At 70.1% G+C, this 19,476-nt stretch carries 20 protein-coding genes; 7 read left to right on the top strand and 13 right to left on the bottom strand.

Annotated features, from left to right (window positions below; all coding sequences use genetic code 11):
• Positions 1 to 37: 37 nt before the first annotated feature.
• Together AC5Y4Z_RS13840 and AC5Y4Z_RS13835 are read left to right on the top strand one after the other, a co-directional pair.
• Positions 38 to 784, top strand: coding sequence for a dienelactone hydrolase family protein (locus tag AC5Y4Z_RS13840; RefSeq protein ID WP_499964633.1), 747 nt, complete (start codon positions 38 to 40; stop codon positions 782 to 784).
• A 462-nt stretch (positions 785 to 1,246) separates the two neighbouring features.
• A complete protein-coding gene (locus AC5Y4Z_RS13835) occupies positions 1,247 to 1,738 on the top strand; it encodes a PAS domain S-box protein (RefSeq protein WP_499964632.1) in 492 nt (163 codons plus the stop codon).
• On the opposite strand, the gene AC5Y4Z_RS13830 is transcribed toward AC5Y4Z_RS13835, so the two are convergent.
• The 5 genes from AC5Y4Z_RS13830 to AC5Y4Z_RS13810 form a co-directional block, all read right to left on the bottom strand.
• Complete coding sequence (locus AC5Y4Z_RS13830) at positions 1,693 to 2,790, bottom strand: acyl-CoA dehydrogenase family protein (RefSeq protein ID WP_499964629.1); 1,098 nt, start codon at positions 2,788 to 2,790, stop codon at positions 1,693 to 1,695. The genes AC5Y4Z_RS13835 and AC5Y4Z_RS13830 overlap by 46 nt on opposite strands.
• Positions 2,787 to 3,977, bottom strand: coding sequence for an acyl-CoA dehydrogenase family protein (locus AC5Y4Z_RS13825; RefSeq protein WP_499964626.1), 1,191 nt, complete (start codon positions 3,975 to 3,977; stop codon positions 2,787 to 2,789). The genes AC5Y4Z_RS13830 and AC5Y4Z_RS13825 overlap by 4 nt, the downstream gene beginning before the upstream one ends.
• Positions 3,974 to 4,750, bottom strand: coding sequence for an SDR family oxidoreductase (locus tag AC5Y4Z_RS13820; protein WP_499964624.1), 777 nt, complete (start codon positions 4,748 to 4,750; stop codon positions 3,974 to 3,976). The genes AC5Y4Z_RS13825 and AC5Y4Z_RS13820 overlap by 4 nt, the downstream gene beginning before the upstream one ends.
• Before the next feature lie 153 nt (positions 4,751 to 4,903).
• Positions 4,904 to 8,137: an acetyl-CoA carboxylase family protein gene (locus AC5Y4Z_RS13815; RefSeq protein ID WP_499964622.1), complete on the bottom strand. Its 3,234-nt coding sequence runs from the start codon at positions 8,135 to 8,137 to the stop codon at positions 4,904 to 4,906.
• Positions 8,134 to 9,669 carry a class I adenylate-forming enzyme family protein gene (locus AC5Y4Z_RS13810; RefSeq protein ID WP_499964619.1) on the bottom strand — a complete coding sequence of 512 codons (1,536 nt, stop codon included), beginning with the start codon at positions 9,667 to 9,669 and terminating at the stop codon, positions 8,134 to 8,136. The genes AC5Y4Z_RS13815 and AC5Y4Z_RS13810 overlap by 4 nt, the downstream gene beginning before the upstream one ends.
• A 38-nt stretch (positions 9,670 to 9,707) precedes the next feature.
• Between AC5Y4Z_RS13810 and AC5Y4Z_RS13805 the strand changes: the two genes are divergently transcribed.
• Positions 9,708 to 10,541, top strand: coding sequence for a thioesterase family protein (locus tag AC5Y4Z_RS13805; protein WP_499964616.1), 834 nt, complete (start codon positions 9,708 to 9,710; stop codon positions 10,539 to 10,541).
• Position 10,542: 1 nt separating this feature from the next.
• Here the strand turns inward: AC5Y4Z_RS13805 and AC5Y4Z_RS13800 are convergent, their stop codons facing one another.
• Genes AC5Y4Z_RS13800 through dapB form a run of 3 tightly spaced genes read right to left on the bottom strand, consistent with a single transcriptional unit; the run spans position 10,543 to position 12,181 of the window.
• Complete coding sequence (locus AC5Y4Z_RS13800) at positions 10,543 to 10,998, bottom strand: flavodoxin family protein (RefSeq protein ID WP_499964614.1); 456 nt, start codon at positions 10,996 to 10,998, stop codon at positions 10,543 to 10,545.
• On the bottom strand, positions 10,995 to 11,450 hold the full coding sequence (locus AC5Y4Z_RS13795; protein ID WP_499964612.1) for a hypothetical protein: 456 nt from the start codon (positions 11,448 to 11,450) through the stop codon (positions 10,995 to 10,997). Before AC5Y4Z_RS13795 ends, AC5Y4Z_RS13800 begins: the two co-directional genes overlap by 4 nt.
• Positions 11,447 to 12,181 (bottom strand): 4-hydroxy-tetrahydrodipicolinate reductase, encoded by a 735-nt coding sequence (dapB, locus tag AC5Y4Z_RS13790; RefSeq protein ID WP_499964608.1) that lies wholly within the window; start codon positions 12,179 to 12,181, stop codon positions 11,447 to 11,449. The genes AC5Y4Z_RS13795 and dapB overlap by 4 nt, the downstream gene beginning before the upstream one ends.
• 120 nt (positions 12,182 to 12,301) lie before the next feature.
• Between dapB and AC5Y4Z_RS13785 the strand changes: the two genes are divergently transcribed.
• Complete coding sequence (locus AC5Y4Z_RS13785; protein WP_499964606.1) at positions 12,302 to 12,616, top strand: DUF732 domain-containing protein; 315 nt, start codon at positions 12,302 to 12,304, stop codon at positions 12,614 to 12,616.
• Here AC5Y4Z_RS13785 and AC5Y4Z_RS13780 read toward each other — a convergent pair whose 3' ends face one another.
• Complete coding sequence (locus tag AC5Y4Z_RS13780) at positions 12,617 to 12,937, bottom strand: DUF732 domain-containing protein (RefSeq protein ID WP_499964604.1); 321 nt, start codon at positions 12,935 to 12,937, stop codon at positions 12,617 to 12,619.
• Positions 12,938 to 13,039: 102 nt separating this feature from the next.
• Between AC5Y4Z_RS13780 and AC5Y4Z_RS13775 the strand changes: the two genes are divergently transcribed.
• Entirely contained in the window at positions 13,040 to 14,404 is a 1,365-nt protein-coding gene (locus AC5Y4Z_RS13775; RefSeq protein WP_499964601.1) for an HNH endonuclease signature motif containing protein, read from the top strand.
• 8 nt (positions 14,405 to 14,412) lie between these two features.
• On the opposite strand, the gene AC5Y4Z_RS13770 is transcribed toward AC5Y4Z_RS13775, so the two are convergent.
• A complete protein-coding gene (locus AC5Y4Z_RS13770; RefSeq protein ID WP_499964598.1) occupies positions 14,413 to 15,492 on the bottom strand; it encodes an NAD(P)H-dependent amine dehydrogenase family protein in 1,080 nt (359 codons plus the stop codon).
• 6 nt (positions 15,493 to 15,498) lie between these two features.
• Complete coding sequence (locus AC5Y4Z_RS13765) at positions 15,499 to 16,497, bottom strand: aromatic ring-hydroxylating dioxygenase subunit alpha (protein WP_499964594.1); 999 nt, start codon at positions 16,495 to 16,497, stop codon at positions 15,499 to 15,501.
• 103 nt (positions 16,498 to 16,600) lie between these two features.
• Between AC5Y4Z_RS13765 and AC5Y4Z_RS13760 the strand changes: the two genes are divergently transcribed.
• Both AC5Y4Z_RS13760 and AC5Y4Z_RS13755 read left to right on the top strand, forming a co-directional pair.
• Complete coding sequence (locus AC5Y4Z_RS13760) at positions 16,601 to 17,158, top strand: TetR/AcrR family transcriptional regulator (protein WP_499964838.1); 558 nt, start codon at positions 16,601 to 16,603, stop codon at positions 17,156 to 17,158.
• A 3-nt stretch (positions 17,159 to 17,161) separates the two neighbouring features.
• The gene (locus tag AC5Y4Z_RS13755; RefSeq protein ID WP_499964592.1) at positions 17,162 to 17,665 is read left to right on the top strand and encodes a GNAT family N-acetyltransferase; all 504 of its coding nucleotides are present in this window, start codon (positions 17,162 to 17,164) and stop codon (positions 17,663 to 17,665) included.
• Here the strand turns inward: AC5Y4Z_RS13755 and AC5Y4Z_RS13750 are convergent.
• Entirely contained in the window at positions 17,652 to 18,545 is an 894-nt protein-coding gene (locus tag AC5Y4Z_RS13750) for an alpha/beta fold hydrolase (RefSeq protein ID WP_499964590.1), read from the bottom strand. The genes AC5Y4Z_RS13755 and AC5Y4Z_RS13750 overlap by 14 nt on opposite strands.
• 3 nt (positions 18,546 to 18,548) lie before the next feature.
• Positions 18,549 to 19,457, bottom strand: coding sequence for a metal-dependent hydrolase (locus AC5Y4Z_RS13745; RefSeq protein ID WP_499964587.1), 909 nt, complete (start codon positions 19,455 to 19,457; stop codon positions 18,549 to 18,551).
• Between the last annotated feature and the right edge of the window lie 19 nt (positions 19,458 to 19,476).

Genomic DNA, 19,476 nt, shown 5'->3' with positions numbered 1-19,476 from the left:
CAGCTTAGCTCTGGCGCCGGGGAGTAGAACGGATGCCATGCCGAAGATCACCGACACCGTCACCACCCCCGACGGCTCGTGCCCCGTCGCGTTGTTCACCCCCGACGGCCAGGGCCCGGGCCCCTGGCCTGGCGTGGTCATGTACTGCGACGCCGGCGGGGTGCGCGACACCTTCGACCAGATGGCCGCCAAGCTGGCCGGATTCGGTTATGCCGTGCTGCTTCCCGACGTCTACTACCGCAGGGGCGACTGGGCGCCGTTCGACATGGCCACCGTGTTCTCCGATGCCAAGGAGCGCAATCGGCTGTTCCGGATGATCGGCAGCGTCACGCCCGACAAGATGGCCGCCGACGCCGGCGCCTTCTTCGACTACCTTGCCGCGCGCCGCGAGGTGTCCGGGGACCGGTTCGGCGTGTGCGGCTACTGCATGGGCGGGCGCACCTCGGTGGTGGTGGCCGGCCGCCTGCCCGACCGCGTCGGCGCCGCGGCGTCGTTCCACGGCGGCGGGCTGGTGACCGACGGCGAGGACAGCCCGCACCTGCTGGCCGACCGCATGACCGCGACGGTGTACGTGGGCGGCGCAAAGAACGACGCGTCCTTCACGGCCGACCACGCCGAACAGCTCGAGAAGGCGCTGACGGCGGCCGGCGTGGCCCACACCATCGAGTGGTACTCGGCGGCGCACGGGTTCGCGGTTCCGGACAACCCGCCCTACGACGCGGCGGCCGACGAGCGGCACTGGGCGGCGATGACGGAGACGTTCGGTTCGGCGCTGCCTCGCTAACCCGAATGAATTGATCCCGTCGGGCAAAACCGGACGCAACAGCCGTCACACGCGTTCCCGTGCTCGCTAATGAGCGCCGAAAGGCGGGCAATTTCTCCGGCGTCCGAGGCGTCCGGTGGCCCAAGTTAGCGAAGCTTGCGGCGGCCGGTTGCTGCCCGCGGCATTCCGCGGTTCGTCCCAGCGCCACGGAGTTAGCGAAGCCGGGCGTGAAAGTTTGCTGCGCGGGGCCCGTCTGCTGCGTCAAGACGAATAAAGTGAACGGTCAGCTAATAAATAGTGCTAGGAAAAACAGGAGCGATATCCCCAACTACCACGCGAAACAATTGGGCGCGTGGCAAATAGCTAATACGACTAACGAACTATGGACTTACCACCGGCCTTACCATAATATTTGCGCTCAGCGCATTTAGACCGGAATGCGCTTATCCCCGCATCGGGTGCGAGGGCGACGAAGGGCACACCGTGATCACGAAGACTCCCGCAGCCGTCAACAATCGGAGAGTAGAGCGCCGCAGCCCGAGACCACCCGACCAGGGGCCCATCGACGAACTCCAGCGGATGCCCGCGTTGATCGTCCTGGAACGGCTACCGGCCCCGGCCCTGGCGGTCGACCGCGTCGGCAGCATCCTGTTCGCCAACGGCCCGTTCTGCGACATGGTGGGCTATTCGTGCGACGAGCTCCTGGCGATGGAGTTCGAGGACATCTTCTTCCGCCTGCCGGCCGACGACCGGTGGGTCGCGCTGGTCGGCACGGGCGCCAAGCGCCTCGTCGAGCTGCGGCACAAGGCGGGCCACGCGGTGTGGGCCAGCATGAGCAAGTCGGCGATGCGCCGCCGCGACGACACCGTCGCGCTGGTCACCTTCCACGACCGCACCGAAGAGCTATGGCTCCACAGCGACGCGCCGGATCACGACGCCGGCAGGTCGACCAACTGGGCCAACCGGGCGCGGTGACCGTAGGCGCTGCCCAGCGCTAACTGGTCGGCCTTGGCGCGCTTGAGGTACAGGTGCGCCGGATACTCCCAGGTCATCCCGATGCCGCCGTGTAGTTGCACGCACTCCTCGGCGGCGTGCACCGCGACGCCGCTGCAGTAGGCCTGCGCGATGCTCGCGGAGATCTCGGCATCCTCGTCCCCGCGCGCTTGGGTGTCGGCGGCGTAGCGGGCCGCCGCCGTGGCCGACCCGACCTCGAACCACAGGTCGGCCAGCCGGTGCTTGATCGCCTGGTAGGAGCCGATCGCGCGGCCAAACTGCTTGCGCTGCTTGGCATAGCCGAGCGTGGTTTCGAAACACCACTGCGCCAGGCCGAGCTGCTCGGAGGCCAGCAGCGCCGCCCCCGTCTGCAGCGCCGCGGAAATCGATCCGTCCGCCGGACCCACCCGCGTCGACTCCGCCGCCGAAAAATGAACGTCCGCAAGGGGTCTCGTCATGTCCAGCGCCAGCACCGGGGAGACCTCGACGGCCGCGGCGGTCCGCGCGACGGTGTGCAGTTCGGGGCCGTCGGGGCCCGCGAGCGGCACCACCAGCACGTCGGCGGCGTCGGCGCCGGCGACACTGCTGACCGACCCGGTCACGCCGTCGGCGCCAACGGTCAAGCCGGAGAAGGGATCCCAGGGGGCCGCCGACAGCGGAACCACCAACGCCGCGGTGACCGAACCGCGGGCCAGTTCGGGCAGGATTTCGGTGTCGCCGGCGGCCAGCAGCGCGACCGTGGCGAGCACCGCGCTGGTCAAAAACGGCACCGGCGCGACGGCGCGGCCGATCTCCTCCATGACGACGGCGGCTTCCCGGGCACCCGCGCCGGCGCCGCCGAGCGCCTCCGGCACCAACAGACCCGCCACCCCCAGCTCGGCCGCCAGCGTCCGCCATAGCGGCGAAAAGTCATGTGGTGGTTGGTCGTAGGCTTTCGCCACCAGCTCCGCCGGGCAGCGGTCGGCGAACAGCTGACGGACGCTGTCGCGCAACGCCTCCTCGGTGTCGGAGTACAGCAGGTCGCCGACGCTCATCGGTCCCCCTTGTTCAGGTCCTTGAACGCGACGTCCTTGTCGACGCGGTGTTCACCGGGCAGCCCGAGGATCCGCTCGGAGATGGTGTTGCGCAAGATCTCCGACGTGCCGCCCTCGATCGAGTTGCCACGCGCCCGCAAGTAGCGGTAGCCGGGCTCGCGCCCGACCAGGTCGACGGTCTCGGGCCGGCGCATCGTCCAGTCGTCGTAGCGCAACCCCGCTTCGCCGTGCAACTCGATCTCGAATCCCGAGATCGCCTGCGCCAGGCGGGCGAAGGCCACCTTCATGCCGGCGCCTTCGGGCCCGGGCTGACCCGTGCTGGCCTGCTGCCGCAGCCGTTCACCGGTGAGCCGCAGCACCTCCGCGTCCACCCACAGCCGCATCAGCTCGTCGTGCATGGCGGGATTGCGCAGCGCCGGCTCGTCGCGCCAGGCCGCGGCGACCTTGCCGATGTGGCCGGCTTCCCGCGGGGCGCCGGAGCGGGAGCCGATCGCGATGCGCTCGTTGTTGAGCGTGGTCGTCGCGACCCGCCAGCCGCCGCCCTCGGGACCGAGCCGGTTGGCGTCGGGCACCCGGACATCGGTGAGGAACACCTCGTTGAACTCCGCCTCGCCGGTGATCTGGCGCAGCGGCCGGACCTCGACGCCGGGTTGGGTCATGTCGCACAGGAAGTACGTCAGCCCTTGGTGTTTGGGCACCGTCGGGTCGGTGCGGGCGACCAGGATGGCCATCTGCGCGTGCTGCGCCTGCGAGGTCCACACCTTCTGCCCGTTGACGATCCAATCGTCACCGTCACGCACCGCGCGCGTGGCGACACCGGCCAGGTCCGAGCCGGCGCCCGGTTCGCTGAACAGCTGGCAGTAGATCTGCTCACCGGTGAACAACGGGCGCAGGAACTTTCGCTTCTGCTCGTCGGTGCCGAACGCCGCGATCGTCGGCGCCGCCATGCCCATTCCGATGTAGTTCTTGGGGGTCCCGCCGACCGGGGCGCCGGCGGCCGCGAGCCGCGCGTCGACGCGTTCCTGCGCCTTGCGCGGCAGACCCAGCCCGCCGAAGCCCTCCGGCAGATGCACCCAGGCCAGCCCCGCATCGTACTGCGCGCCAAGGAATTCCCGCGCGTCGCTGGTCGCCGGGTCGTGCTCGTCGAGCAGCGCCCGAATGCGGGCGTCGAGGTCCGGGGTGCTCACGAGTCGCCCCGGGACTGGAATCCCTGCGCGGCGCCGAGCAACAGGCCGCCGTCGATCACCATCGTCTCCCCGGTGATCCAGCTCGCCGCGTCGGACACCAGAAAGGCCACCGCGCCCGCCACGTCGACCGGCTCACCGATGCGGCCCAGCGCGATCGATGCGGCCAGCGGGTCCTCGTGATCCTTCCACAGTGCCTCGGCCAGCCGGGTGCGCACCACCCCGGGCGCGATGGCGTTGACGCGCACGCGCGGCGAAAGTTCCAGCGCCAGTTGCTTGGTGACGTGGATCAGCGCGGCCTTGGTGGCGTTGTACATGCCCATCGCCGGCGATTGGTGCAGGCCGCCGATCGAGGCGGTGTTGACGATTGCCCCGCCGTGCTCGCCCATCCACGACTTGACCACCAGCGAGGTCCACAGCAGCGGCGCCCACAGGTTGACCTCGAAGATCTTGGTGAAGCGGGCGTGGTCCTGGTCGATCAGCGGGCCGTAGGCCGGGTTGGTTCCGGCGTTGTTGACCAGGATGTCGACACTGCCGAAGCGCTCCAGCGCCAGATCGACGCAGCGCCGCGCGGCGTCCTCGTCGACGGCGTGTGCGCCGACGCCCAGCGCCTTGTCGCCGACTTGCGCCGCGGCCGCCTCCGCGGCCTCCTGCTTACGGGCGGTCAGCACCACATCGGCGCCGGCGGCGGCGAGTTGCTGGGCGATCGCCAGCCCGATTCCGCGCGAGGCGCCGGTGATGATCGCGGTGCGGCCGCTCAGATCCTGTGAGGTCATCGTGGTATGCCTTCCGTTGCGCGGAAACGAACGATCGCCGTTCGCCCCAAGGATGTTTTACACGTGGCGCCTTGTGGTATGCGAGCCGCATGTCAGCGAAATTAACCCTCACGAAAATATTGGTGGCGGCCGGGGCCGTCGCCGCATAGCGGTTCACCCCCGGCCTCCCGGGAGCCTGGTGATCCAGGCCCGGGAGTCTGCGGGGTCGATGACGTCGTCGAGTTCGAAGGTGGTGGCCGACCGCAGCGCCTTGCCGTGCTGATAGGCCGCGGCGACCAGCTTGTCGAATAGTCTCTGGCGCTCGACCGGATCCGCCTCGGCCGCAAGCTCTTTGCTGAACCCGAGGCGCACGGCGCCTTCGAGGCCCATGCCGCCGATCTCCCCGGTCGGCCAGGCCACGGTGAACTGCGGGGCCCGAAACGACCCGCCGGCCATCGCCATCGCGCCCAGCCCGTAACCCTTGCGCAGGATGATCATCCCCACCGGCACCGTCAGCTTCGCCCCGAGGACGAACATCCGGCCGAAGCGGCGCACCGCGGCGTCCTTCTCCGCGTCCGGCCCGACCATGAAACCGGGGGTGTCGCACAGCGAGACGACCGGCAGCCCAAACGATTCGCACAATGCGAGGAAGTCGCCCGCCTTGTCGGCCGCCTCGGCGTCGATCGCGCCGCCGAGGTGGTGGGTGCTGTTGGCGATCAGCCCGTACGCCACGCCCTCGACGCGTACCAGCGCGGTGACGATCCCGACGCCGTAGTCGGGGCGCAGCTCCAGGACGGACCCGACGTCGACGATCGACTCGATTGCGCGCCGCACGTCGTAGGCCCGTAACCGGTTCTCCGGCACCACGTGTCGGGCCAGCCGCGGATCCGGCGCCTCCCAGCTGTGCGTGCGGCCCTGGAAGTACGACAGGTACTGCTTGGCCAGCGACACCGCGTGCGCCTCGTCGCGGGCGACCAGGCTCACCACGCCGTTGTGGCGCTGCACGTCGATCGGGCCGATCGCCTCCGGCGGGTACACGCCCAGCCCGCCGCCCTCGATCATGGCCGGACCGCCCATGCCGATGTTGGCGTCCGGGGTCGCGATGATCACGTCGCACACGCCGGCCAGCGCCGCGTTGCCGGCGAAGCACCGGCCCGAGACGATCGAGACCAGCGGGACCCGGCCGGACAGCCCGGACAGCATCCGGAAGGTCGGCACGTCCAGACCGGCGGCGCCGCCGACGTCGGTGTCGCCCGGCCGGCCCCCGCCGCCCTCGGCAAACAGAACCACCGGCAGGCGTTTTCGGCCCGCGAGCTCGAAGACCCGGTCGGTCTTGGCGTGGTTGCGCATGCCCTGCGTCCCGGCCAGCACGGTGTAGTCGTAGGACACGACGACGGCCTCGGCCGCCGCCCGCCCGAATCGGTCCGCGCCGATGGTGGCCAGGCCCGCGACCAGGCCGTCGGCCGGGGTGTTGGCGATCAGGTCCTCTTCGGTGCGCCGGCTGCGCTGGGCGGCGATCGCCAGGGCGCCGTATTCGACGAAGCTGCCGGGATCGACCAACTCGGCGATGTTCTCGCGGGCCGTGCGGCGGCCCCGCGCGTGCCGCTTGGCGACGGCCTCCGCGCGGCCCTCGTCCAGGGTCAGCAGATGCCTCCTGCGCACCTCGTCGAGATCCTCGCGCGGCCGGTCCAGATCCATGGCGGCCGAGGCCGATTCGCTCGCGGCGCCGGTGCCGGTGCGGACGAAGACCAGCAGCGCGTCCCCGGTGCCGACGACCTGCCCCGGCGACACCAGGCTGCGGACCGTGCGCAGCGCGTCCGGCGCGGCCAGCACGTGTTGCATCTTCATCGCCTCGAGGACGACCAATTGCGCGCCGGCGACAACCTCGGTGCCCTCCGCCGCCACCTCGACCACGGTGCCGGCCAATTGCGCGCGCAGCGCCTCCTCGCCCGGGTACAGCTCGACGGGCGCCGCACGGACGTCGTGCTGGTGCGACAGCGCGGCGGCCGCCAGCTCGGGGAGCTTGTCGTCGAGGAAGTCCGTCGTCACCCAGCCGGACTGGATCTGGTTGTCGCCGAGCAGCTCTCGCAGGAACGCGAGGTTGGTGCCGACGCCCTCGATGGCGAATTCGCCGAGCGCGGTTCGGGCCTTGCGCACCGCCGCGGCCCACGACGGCCCGCGCACCTGGGTGATGACCTTGGCCAGCAGCGAGTCGTAGCGCGGACTGGTGACCAGGCCCGGCCGGCCATAGGTGTCGACGCGGACACCGGGACCGCTCGGCGGCGAGAATTCCGTCAAAGTGCCCGCGGCCGGGACCACCGACCCGTCGGCGGCGAAGGTCTCCATGTTGACGCGGGCCTGGATCGCGATGCCCCGCCGCGCGGCCGGCTCCCCCATGACTTCGATTCCGTCCGAGGCGATTCCGGCCGGCAGCCCCAGCTGGTAGTACGACGCGCCGCCGGCGATGGCCAGCTGCACGGCCACCAGGTCCACACCGGTGGTCTCCTCGGTCACCGTGTGCTCGACCTGGATGCGCGGGTTGATCTCGAGGAACACGAACTCGTCGCCGGTGACCAGGAACTCGACGGTGGCCAGCCCGCGCAGGCCGACCCTGGCGCACAACCGCACCGCCGCCTGGTGCAGGGCGCGGCGCAGCCCGTCCGAAAGCCCCTGCGCCGGAGCGATTTCGACCAGCTTCTGATAGCGCCGCTGGATGCTGCAGTCGCGGTCGCCGAGCGCCAGCGCGTGCGTCTGGTGCCCGGCCGCCGCGCCCACCACCTGGACCTCGATGTGCCGGGCGGCGTCGAGGACCGCCTCGGCGAACAGCGCGGGATCGCCGAACCCGAGCCGGGCCTCCGCCGCGCAGTGCCGGTAGGCGGCGTCGACCTCGTCGGCGTTGCGCACCTTGCGCATTCCGCGACCGCCGCCGCCGGCGAGGGCCTTGATCATGACCGCCCCGCCCCGGGCGCCGAAGAACGCCCTGATGTCCTCGACACTGCTCGGCCCCTCGGTCGCGGGCAGCACCGGGACATCGGCTGCCGCCGCGGCCGCGCGGGCCGACGACTTGTTGCCGACCAACTCCAGCACGCCGGCATCCGGCCCCACGAACGTGTAGCCGGCGGACGCGCAGGCGCGGGCGAATTCGGCGTTCTCGGAGAGGAACCCGTAGCCCGGGTGGATCAGCTCGGCGCCCGACGTCTTGGCCGCGGCCAGCAGCTCGGCGTGGTCGAGGTAGGCGCCCGGCCCGGTGCCCGGCAGGCCGATCGCTTCGTCGGCGGCGTGCACGTGGGGGCTGTCGGCGTCGTCTTCGGCGTAGACCGCCACCGTGCGGATGCCCAGCTCGATCGCGGTGCGGATGATTCGCAGCGCGATCTCACCGCGGTTGGCGATCAGCAGCGCGGCGGTCATCGGAGCGGGTCGCCCCACCGCACCTGCCCGCGCAGCTGGCCCTTGAGGAGCTTGCCGCCGGCGTTGCGCGGCAACGCCTCACCCACCACGGCGACGTATTGGGGGACCTTGAAGTCGGCCAGCTGGGCACGGCAGTGCTCGAGCACCGCCCGCACGTCGATCTCGCCGTCGCCGGCGACGAGGACCGCGCCCACCTTTTCCCCCATCACCTCGTCGGACACCGCCAGCACGCAGGCGTCGGCCACGTTGGGCGCCCCCAACAGCGCCGCTTCGACCTCGACGCTGGACACGTTCTCGCCACCCCGGTTGATGATGTCCTTGAGCCGGTCGACGATGTGCACCCGCCCCGCGTCGTCGATGCGGACCACGTCACCGGTGTGCAGCCAGCCGTCGGCGAAGGTCGCCGAGTCGGCATCCGGCCGATTCCAGTAGCCCGCAGTGACATTCGCGCCGCGCGCGACCAGCTCCCCCACCCCCGGCTCGTCGCCGGCGAACGGGACCATGCCCAGATCCACCGAGGGCACCGCATAGCCGACCGAGTCGGCGTGCTCGACGGCGTCGCGGTCCGGCAGCGCGGTCATCAGGGAGGCGGTCTCGGTCATGCCGTACCCGTTGAACACGGTGGCTCCCGCAAACGCCGCCTTCACCGAGCTCACCAACGACGGCGCGATCGGCGCCCCGCCGTAACCGACCCACCGCACGCCGGACACGTCGGCGCCGCCAAAGTCCTTGTGCCGCAGCATCAGGGCGTAGATCGCCGGGACGGTCACCATGACCGAGATGCGTTCGGCGCTCAGCGCGGCGATCAACTCGTCGAGGTTGAGCGCGGGCATGATCACCGACGCGCCCCCGAGGCGGGTGGCGACCAAAAGCTGTGAGTTGCAGCCGGTCACGTGGAACAGCGGCACCGAGATCAGGGTGCGCATCGCCTCACCGAGATCCCGCGGCTGATCGAGGCAGCGGATCGCGTTCTCGGTGTTGGTCAGAAACGCCTCGTGGGTGGTGGGCACGCCCTTGGGGTGGCCGGTGGTGCCCGACGTGTAGAACAGTGCGGCCACGTCGGCGCGGCCGAGTCGCTCCGTGACGTACGGCCGGCCGTCGGGCAGCGGCGCGTCCGCGGCCAGGTCCACCCGCGCGCCGGAGTCCGACAGGACGAACTCGACCTCCGGTCGCGCCGAGCGCGTATTGACCGCCACGGCAACGCCGCCGGCCATCACCGTGCCCCAGAACGCCAGCACCCAGTCGATCCCCGCGGGGTGGCGCACGGCAACACGGTCGCCGGGCTTCAGTCCGGCCGCGCGCAGGCCGCCGGCGACCCGCGCCGCGCGATCCCAGAGCTGCCGGTAGGTCAGCCGGCCGCCGCCCAGCTCGACCAGCACCTCGCTGTCCGGGCGCAGGTCGACCTGCTCGGCGAGCATGTCCAGCAGGGTCGCGGGCAGCCCGTCGTAGCGCGGGATGCCGTCGGCCGAACGGGACACCCCGGCCGTCGGGAATGGGTTGTGATCCCGCGGAATTTCGATCACTGCAGGCATGCCCGGTCCCTACTCTCCGGTGTCCTATCGTGATAGCGGTGACGATCGACGATTCCGCCATCATGCCCGAGGCGTTCTTCACTGTCGACGGCGACTCCTACGTGCCGGGCCCGATGACGCGCGGTCCGTGGGGCGCGGCGATGGGCGGCCAGATCGTCGGCGGCCTGTTGGGTTGGGGGATAGAGCGATCGGGCATCGATCCCGACTTTCAGCCGGCGCGGCTGACCGTCGACCTGCTGCGCCCGGTCCTGCTCGAGCCGGTGCGGATCGAGACCTCGGTGCAGCGGGAGGGGCGGCGCATCCGGCTCGTCGACGGCGCGTTGGTGCAAAACGGGCGGACGGTCGCGCGCGCCAGCGCGCTGTTCTTGCGGCGCGGCGATCACCCCGACGGCCAGGTGTGGTCCGGCCCCGCGGAAATGCCGCCCCTTCCGACGCGCACCGACGGCTTTCCGGCGGACATGCCGTTTCTCATCTGGGGCTATGGGGCCACCCTCGACGGCACCCCCGGCATCGCGGCCGGCGAGTGGGAGCAGGCCCATTCCCAGAAGTTCGCGTGGGCGCGGCTGTTCCGGCCGATGGTGGCAGGCTTCCCGCTCACGCCGTTCGTTCGCCTGGCGTTCGCCGGCGACTGCACCAGCTCGCTCACCCATTGGGGCACCGGCGGATTGCGCTACATCAACGCCGACTACACCGTCACCGCGAGCCGGCTGCCCGACGGCGAATTCCTCGGCCTGGCGGCCCAAACCCACTACGGCACCGACGGCGTCGCCACGGGGAGCGCCATCCTGTTCGACCGGCACGGGCCGCTGGGCACCAGCACGGCGCTGGCCCTGGCCCAGCCCGCCGATGCGTTCCGGCCGACCTATCAGTAGGTCACTCCATCAGCGTCGCGGCGAGCGTCCCGCCCAGCTCGTAGGCCCGTTCGCGCGCCGCGGCGTCGACGCCGCCGACGATCTCGAGCACGTCGGCGGCCTGGCTCAGCGACAGCCCCGTGGCCAACTTGCCGACGGCGGCCGCCGCGCCGACGGTGTCGTTGTTGCCGTGCACCCACAGGCCGTAGGGCCTGCCGGCGACGTGGTCGAGGCTCGGGTAGTAGACCGTGTCGAAGAAGTGCTTGAGCGCCCCGGACATGTAGCCGAAGTTGGCCGTGGTGCCGAACAGGTAGCCGTCGGCGCCGAGCATGTCCGGTAGCGTCGCGGCCAGCGCCGGGCGCGAAACCACGTCCACGCCCTCGATCTCGGGGTCGTTGGCGCCGGCCAGCACGGCCTCCAGCAGTTCGCGGGTGCCCGGCGACGGGGTGTGGTGCACCACCAGCAGCGTCTTGCTCACCGACCGGCCTGCAGTTCGACGGCCGTCTTCATGGCTTCCCGCGCGCGCCGCCGATCGCCGGCGTAGTCGTAGGCACGGGCCAGCCGGTACCAGCGCCGCCAGTCGTCGGGCGCCGCCTCCACCTCGGTGCGCACCGTGGCGAACAGCGCGTCGGCCGCGTCCCGCTCGAGGCGGCCCGAGGGACGCCGCGGCAGCGCGCTGGTGTCGAGTTCCAGCCCGTCGTCGGCGATCAGGCGGGCCAGCCTCTGGTGGGCGAACCCGGCGCGCAGGGTGGCGACCATCGCCCACAGCCCGATCAACGGCATCACCAACAGCGCCGCGCCCAGGCCCACGGCGGCGGCCCGGCCCGAGCCGATCATCGCGATGGCCAGGTGGCCGAGCAGCGCGAAGTACACCAGCATCGCCACGCACAGGAACGCGATCAGCAGCTGGATGCGCAGCGCCTTGGTCATTGGAGGTTGAGCAAGGGTTCCAGGCCGACCGTGAGGCCGGGGCGTTCCCGGATGCGCCGCACGGCCAGCAGCACGCCGGGCACGAACGACGTGCGGTCCAGGCTGTCGTGGCGGATGGTCAGCGTCTCGCCCTCGGTGCCGAACAGGATCTCCTGGTGGGCGACCAGCCCGGCCAGCCGCACCGAGTGCACCGGGATGCCGTCGACGTCGGCGCCGCGGGCCCCTTCGAGGCTGGTGCTGGTGGCATCGGGGTTGGGCGGCATGCCTTTTCGCGCCTCGGCGATCAGCTTCGCGGTGCGCGCCGCGGTGCCCGACGGGGCGTCGGCCTTGTGCGGGTGGTGCAGCTCGATGACCTCCGCGGAGTCGAAGAACGGCGCGGCCTGCCTCGCGAAATGCATCGACAGCACCGCCCCGATCGCGAAGTTCGGCGCGATCAGCACCGACGTGTCAGTGCCGGCGAGCCACTTCTCCACCTGCCCGAGGCGCTCCTCGGTGAAGCCCGTCGTGCCCACCACGGCGTGAATTCCGTTGCCGATCAGGAACTCCAGGTTGCCCATTACGACGTCGGGGTGGGTGAAGTCGATGACGGCCTCGGTGTCGGCGTCGGTCAGCAGGCTCAGCGCGTCGCCGGCGTCCACCTCCGCGGACAGGGTCAGATCCTCGGCGGCCCGCACGGCCGCCACCATCGTCGAACCGACTCTGCCCTTGGATCCCAGCACGCCTACCCGCATGGCTTCACCCTAGCCCGGGGGGTTGAGCGGCTTGGAATTTGGAAGCTGTTTCACAGTTGACAGCGGTATTCTGATATTCGACGCAGCCAATTCTGGAGATGAGCTATGGCGGCACGATCAATGGGTTTCGCGGCGATTACCGGCCGCCTGCTGATTGCCGGATTGGCCTGGGCCGCGCCGGCTCACGCCGACGCCACAAGTTATCTCAACCATCTGCACAACGTCGGTATCCATGACGTCGACGGCGGCGACGCCGAGCTGTTGCAGGTGGGCCAGAAATTGTGCAGCCAGATCACGTACGGCGCTTCGCCGGCGGAGCTGGTGGGCATTGCGCTGCAACGCTCCGACGCCACGCTGGGCGCGAATGGCCTCACGCCGGAGCAAGCCAACGATCTGGTGGGCTACGCGGTCGCCGATCTTTGCCCGAACGCCTGATTAGCGCTGCGCATACTCGGGGCAGTAAGAGGCGGCAGCCGCCTCGACCATGAACCTCACGTCGTCGTCCGATATCCCGTTGGTCTCATGCAATTCGTCGCTGTCCACGAGCGCGTTTATGCCGTAGCCGTCGCTCAGCAATCGGCAGACATTGTGCGCGAAGCTGATCAGCTCTTGGTCGCCGTGCTCCATGGTGATGCCGCGGTCGTGGGCGGCGTTGAGAAACGCGGTGTCGTCGTCACCGGCGCCTGCCAGCGGCGCCAGACCGGTCGACAGGGCGGCGAAAAGCGCGGCTCCTAGCACGAGAATCCGGCGCTTCATGGTGCCGCATCGTAGCTGGGTGCTTTGTCAACAGTTGGCTATTCATCCACAGGCGCCGGGTTTCCGATGGCGGGGGCGGCGCCGTCGGCATAGAGTTCGAACATGCGTTCGATAGCTGTCCCGCCGGAGGTCGCCGCCGCGTTCGACGCGCTCGACGCCGCCGTGGCCACCATCGCCGGGCTCGACTTCGGCGCCCTGGCCCCGCCCATCCGGCTGCGCGCGCTGGAGCGCATGGAGACCTCACGGCGGCTGCAGACCGCGGTCAGCCACGACGTGATGGCCGGCCTGGACAAGGAGGATCCCGCCGACGTCGGCGGTCCGGTCCACAAGGTGATCGCGGACTGGCTGCGGATCAGCTGCGCCGAGGCGGGCCGCCGGCTCCGCGACGCCCAACAGCTCTCGCCGCGATTGACGCTCACCGGCCAGGAGTTGCCGCCCGAGCTGCCCGCGACCGCCCAGGCCTGGCGCGAGGGGATGCTCGACGGGCAGCACCTGCGGGTGATCCAGGCGTTCTTCCGCGAACTGCCGGAGGTGACTCCGGTCGACGTCGTGGAGAAGTCCGAGCGATTCCTGGCCCGCCAGGCGCGGGAGCTGCGCCCCGACCAGTTGCAGAAGGTGGCGACCCAGTGGGCGGTGCGGATCAACCCCGACGGGAAGTTTTCCGACTCCGACCGCGCGCGCCGGCGCGGGTTCACCTGGTGTGGTCAGCGCCCGGACGGGATGAGCCTGGGCAAGCTGGTGGCCTCGCCGGAGTTGCGCGCCAACCTCGACGCCTGGTTCGCGCGGTTCGCGGCGCCCGGCATGTGCAACCCCGATGACGAATTCCCCTGTGTGGAGGGCGAACCCGCCGAGATGTTTGTGAACAGGGACACGCGCAGCCATGCCCAGCGCCAACACGACGCGCTCAACGCCCTGGTCCGCGGCCAGCTGGGCGATCCGAAACTGGGCCAGCACAACGGGTTACCGGTGGCCGTCATCGCGTCCGCGACGCTGCCGGAGCTTATGGCGGCCGCGGGACACGCCGTTACCGGTGGCGGGACCCTGCTGCCGATGCGCGACCTGATCCGGATGGCCAGCCACGCCTGGCATTACCTCGCCATCTTCGATGAGCATTCGGAACGCCCGTTATACCTGGGCCGCACCCGCCGGATCGCGTCACCGGATCAGCGGATCGTGCTGTACGCGAAGGACCGCGGTTGCACCCACCCGGGCTGCGATGTGCCCGGCTACTGGTCGGAGGTCCACCACATCGACGAGTGGGCCACCGGAGGCAGGACCGACGCGGACAGGCTCACCTTCGCCTGCCCGCCCAACCACAAGCTGATCGAAATGGGTTGGCGGACGCGGAAACTGCCCAACGGGCAGACCGAGTGGATTCCGCCGCCCGACCTGGACCGAGGGCAGAAGCGCACCAACGACTACCACCACCCCGAACGCCTCATCGACGACGACGACGAGCCCGGTTGATGCCCCGGCTACCTCTTGAACCGCCCGGCGAACCCGCGCAGCGGCAGGTCGGCGCTGGTGATCAGCCCCGGTGGCGCCGCCACCACCGACCTGATCGAGGCCAGCGCGGGCATGCCCGTGACGGTCATGCCGATGGACGCGAAGCTGTCCGGATTGGACAGGTCGACGCCGGGCCTGGGGAAGATCATGTGCTTGTTGTAGATGCAGGGATCGCCCTTGATCTGGGTGATGTAGCAGCCCTTGATGTTCCAGCTCGGGTCGGTGTGCGGGGTCATCTGCCACTCCAGGTGCGTCTCGACGCGCGGAACCCCGTTGACCATCCCCTGGTAGCGGATGTAATTGCCGCCCAGCGAGCCCTTGGGCAGGGTGTACCAGCCCAGGTCGACGTCCTTGGTGCACGCGCCCAGCTCGTAGCTGAACTTCACCTCGTCCAGCGGCAAATCGAAGCAGTCGGCCATCATCAGCACGCTGTCGGCGAACACCCGCGTGTACTTCTCCAGCTTCGACGGGATTTCCGGATCGTCGACCGGCTGGCCGTAGCCCACCTCGATCCAGGTGTCCTTGGAGTGGTGACACGACACGTCGACGGACTCAATGGTGGTGATGTTCTCGATCTCGGCGACGTCGGCCGAGCACACCACGCCGAGGATCTGGTTGACGCCGGGGTTCATGCCGGTGCCGTAGAACGTCGCGCCGCCCCTCTCGCAGGCCTCGGCCAACAGCCGGGTCACCGGCTTGCCCGACGGGTGCGGGTGGTTCGTGTCGCGGTGCCACCCGGTGATCCAGTCGGCGGTGGTGACGATGTTGATGCCCGCCTCGAGCACTTTGACGTAGAGGTCCTCGTCGGGAAACACCCCGTGGAAGGTCAGCACGTCCGGCTTGGCCGCGATGATCTCGTCGATGGTGCCGGTGGCCTTCACCCCGTTGGGTCCGATGCCCGCGATATCGCCGGCGTCCTGCCCGATCTTCTCCGGCGAATAGCAGTGCACGCCAACGAGTTCCAGGTCGGGCTGCGTGGCGAGCCGCTTGATCATCTCCTTGCCGACGTTTCCGGTGGCCACCTGGAAGACGCGGATCGGTGCGTTCATCGAAGTTCAGCCTTTCTGCGCTGCGAATGCCTCGGGGTAGAACTGCTTGGCCCACTTGCGGATTGCGGTGAAGCCCTCGTACTCGTCGGGAGCCAGCGCCGGCGGGTCCGAGTAGCGCTGGTGCCGCCAGATCTCGATGTCCTGCTCGAACTGCCGGATCACCTCCCGCCCGAATTCGGCGGCCCTGAGCTCGGCCCGGGCCGGGTCCTTGCCCGGGGTCCGCCCGATGTAGACCATGAACCGGACGTCGGAGGTGCAGTCGTCGACGGGGGTGACCGCCGAGATGGTGCGGTTGTCGACCATCCCCCAGCTCTTGGTCACCGCGATGCCCAGCCCGCCGTTGATGGCCTGCACGCCGCTGTTGACGTCCTCGATCTTCTGGCCGCCGTCGCCCTCGAAGGTGATGGTGAAGTCGACGAATGACACCGGCTCGGCGAAGTCGTGGCGGGTGAACACCGGCACGATCGGGGTGTGGTGCACGTACTTGAAATGCGCGAAGTCCACGCCGTTTTCGAGCACGTACTGCGGATGCAGTTCCAGGGCCGGCCGGTACAGCCGCTGCTGCGCGTAGTAGTCGCCGGCGCCACTGCCGTCGCCGAACGAGGCGAACACGTCGGGCGCGTCGAAGAACGGCTCGCGGCGCTGCGCGTCGTGCCAGATGTAGACGGACTCGTTGCGCTCGACCACGGGGTAGGTGCGGATGCGCCGGCCGCGGTTGGGCCGGTCCTGATACGGGATGCAGACGTTGCGGCCGTCGGAATTCCACTGCCACCCGTGGAACGGGCACTGCAACACCTCGCCGACGACCTGGCCGCCGTAGCCCAGGTGCGCGCCGAGGTGCTCGCAGTAGGCGTTCATCACGGTCAGCTCGCCGGACTCGGCGCGCCAGGCGACCATCTCCTGGTCGAAGTACTTCATCTTGTGCACATCGCCGGCGCCGATCTCGTCGGACCAGGCGACCTGGAACCATCCCGTCGGCGTCATCGGCAGCGGCGGCTTAGCCATAGAATCACAGTACCCTCTATGAAAATGTTAGGCTAGGCGGGTGGCCGAAACCAAGGTCTCCGGCAGGCGCCCCAACCGGCGCGGCCACGCGACGCGCGAGAGCATGCTCGAGGCGGCGCTCAAGTCGCTGGCCTCGGGCGAGCCCGGCTCGGTGTCGGCCAATCGCATCGCCAAGGACATCGGGGCGACCTGGGGCGCGGTGCAGTACCAGTTCGGCGACACCGACGGGTTCTGGGCCGCCGTGCTGCACCGCACCGCCGAGCGGCGCGCCGCGACGTTCTCCACGCCGCAACCGTGCGACGTCCCACTTCGGGAACGGGTCGGCGCGATCATCGACACCCTCTACCACGGCCTGGCCTCCGCGGATTCCCGCGCGATCGAAAACCTGCGCGCCGCGCTCCCCCGCGACCCCCGCGAGCTCGAGCGCCTCTACCCGCGCACCGCCGCCGAGTTGTTCTCGTGGGGCAAGAGCTGGCTCGAGACCTGCCAGCACGCCTTCGCCGGCCTGGACGTCGACCCGGACCGCGTCCGCGAGGTGGCCGCCCTCATCCCCGGCGCGATGCGCGGCCTGGTGTCGGAGCGCCAGCTGGGCTCCTACGCCGACCTCGACATGGCGCGGCGGGGCCTGACCAACGCGCTGGCCGCCTACCTGGAGGCGTGACCCGTGGCGGCCGCCGACATCCGGATCCGCGAAGCCACGCCGGACGATTACCCCCGCGTCGCGGACATGCACTATCCGGTGTGGCGCCAATCGTGGACCGGGATCCTGATCTCCCCGGTGCTGGATCTGCTCGGGCCGGCCAGGCGCTGGGTCGCCGACGTCTACCCGCAGAGCCTGAGCCGCGAAGGCTGGCGCATGTGGGTCGCCGAGTCCGGCGACCGGATACTCGGCGTGGCCATCTTCGGGCCCGACGCCGACGACCTGCAGATCGACGCGCTGTACGTCGCGGACGATTGCCAGCGGCACGGCATCGGCGGCCGGCTGCTCGACGAGGTGCTGGGCGCGCATCCGTCGGGCGACGTGATCCTGTGGTGCGCCGAACAAAACGCCAAGGCACGCCGCTTCTACGAGAAGAACGACTTTCGCGCCGACGGCCGCACCCTCACCTGGGAGCCGCTCCCCGGCATCCAGGTGGCCCACCTGGGGTACCGGCTCACGCGCCGGTGACGTCGACCCATTCGGCCGTCAGCCGGGCGATGTCGTCGGGGCGCGAGCTGACCACCCAGTGCCCGCCCTCGATCTCAATCACCCTGCCGCCCGGCGCAATTGCGCCGGTGAACCGCTGCAGCGCCGGGGTGACGAAGATGTCGCGGCGCGGCGCCAGGACCTGCACGGCGACGCTGGTCTGCGGCAGGCGCGGCCCGGGCCGCAACATCGGGCCGGGCATGTTCGCGCGGTACAGGCCCAGCCCGTTGACGTAGTCGGCGATCGACCGCGGCGGGCGCCCGCCGCGGTCGCCCGGGGCGCCGATGCGTTCCAGGGCCTCATGGACTTTCACGCCGACCCGCGAGCGGAACGCGAGCTCGGGCACGCCGGGGCACAAGAAGAACGCGATGTAGACCGATCCCAGCAGCTGCCGGGCCACCTGCCCCACGGCCCGCGCCGTGCGCGCCGACCGCAGAAACACGCCCGCATACCGCAGGTGCGGACCCGAAATCGAGGTGAACGACGCGACTTTGGGCATCACCGCGTTGTCGGTGACCGCGTCCCAGGCCTGGATCGAGCCCCAGTCGTGGGCCAGCAGGTGCACCCGCCCGACGCCCAGGCTGTCGATCACCGCGCCGATGTCGGAGACCAGTTGCGCGAAGGCGTATCCGGATCTCTTTGCGGGCAGCGAGGATTCGCCGGCGCCGCGGACGTCGTAGGCCACCACGTTGTAGCGGTTCTGCAGTTGAGCGGCCACCCCGTCCCACAGGTGGTGGTTGTCGGGCCAGCCGTGGATGGCGAGGATGGTCGGGCGCGCCGCGTCGATCTCGGTGTAGCGGTGCACCGCCAGGGTCACGCCGTCGGACGCGGTGACGCGCGAGGATGCGGATGATGTAGTCACGGGTCAGCGCGACGCGCGCGCCGCGGGCGAGACCGCCAGGTAGTCCACCGCCCGCTCCAGCCCGCCCAGCTGTGACGGGTGAAAACCCGGCCGGTAGTAGTCGAACACCACCCGCACGAAGCGCAGCGGACCGGGCACCAGGCCGCGGCGGGCCGCGCGCAGGTAGTGCCACCAGCGCGGCTTGCTTCCCGGCGGCAGGTACGGGTCCACCGAGTACAGGAACCGGACCCCGCGGATCCACAGCAACAGCATGGCCGGCGCCACGACCAGCTGGGCGCGCGCCCGCCGCCAATACCCGGCGCGCAGGTGCTTCATGGTGTCGAAGGCGACGGCCTTGTGCTCGACCTCCTCGGCGCCGTGCCAGCGCAGCATGTCCAGCATCACCGGGTGGGTGCCGATGGCGTCGTGGGCCGGGGCGTCGAGCACCCACTCGCCAAGGATGGCGGTGTAGTGCTCGATCGCCGACACGATCGACACCTGCTCCAGCAGCCAGCTGTGCTGCCGACGCTGGCTCCAGCCCGGTCGCGGGCCCAGCAGCTTCTCGAACAGCCACCTGATCTGGTCGGTGTACGGCGTCACGTCGACGCCGGCGGCGGCGAAGTGGGCGAGCACGTTGGCATGGGCCCGGGAATGCGTGGCCTCCTGCCCGATGAACCCCTGCACGTCCAGCCGCAGCTGGTCGTCCTTGATCAGCGGCAGCGCCTTCTTGAAGGCGTCGACGAAGAACTCCTCGCCGGCGGGCAGCAGCAGGTGCAGGACGTTGAGCATGTGCGTGGCGAACGGCTCGCCCGGTACGTAGTGGAAAGGCAGGTCCGCCCAATCGAATTCGACGTCGCGCGCCTCGAGGACCAGCCGCTCGTGGTCGAGCGACGCGTCATGCGGACCCGCTGCCTGGTCGTCGACAGTGAACATCGTGGTCCCCCTACCCTTT

Source organism: Mycobacterium sp. NGS63 (assembly GCF_059812295.1).
The sequence above is the reverse complement of the archived record's forward strand: the minus strand, read 5'-3'. Positions and strand labels throughout refer to the sequence as shown.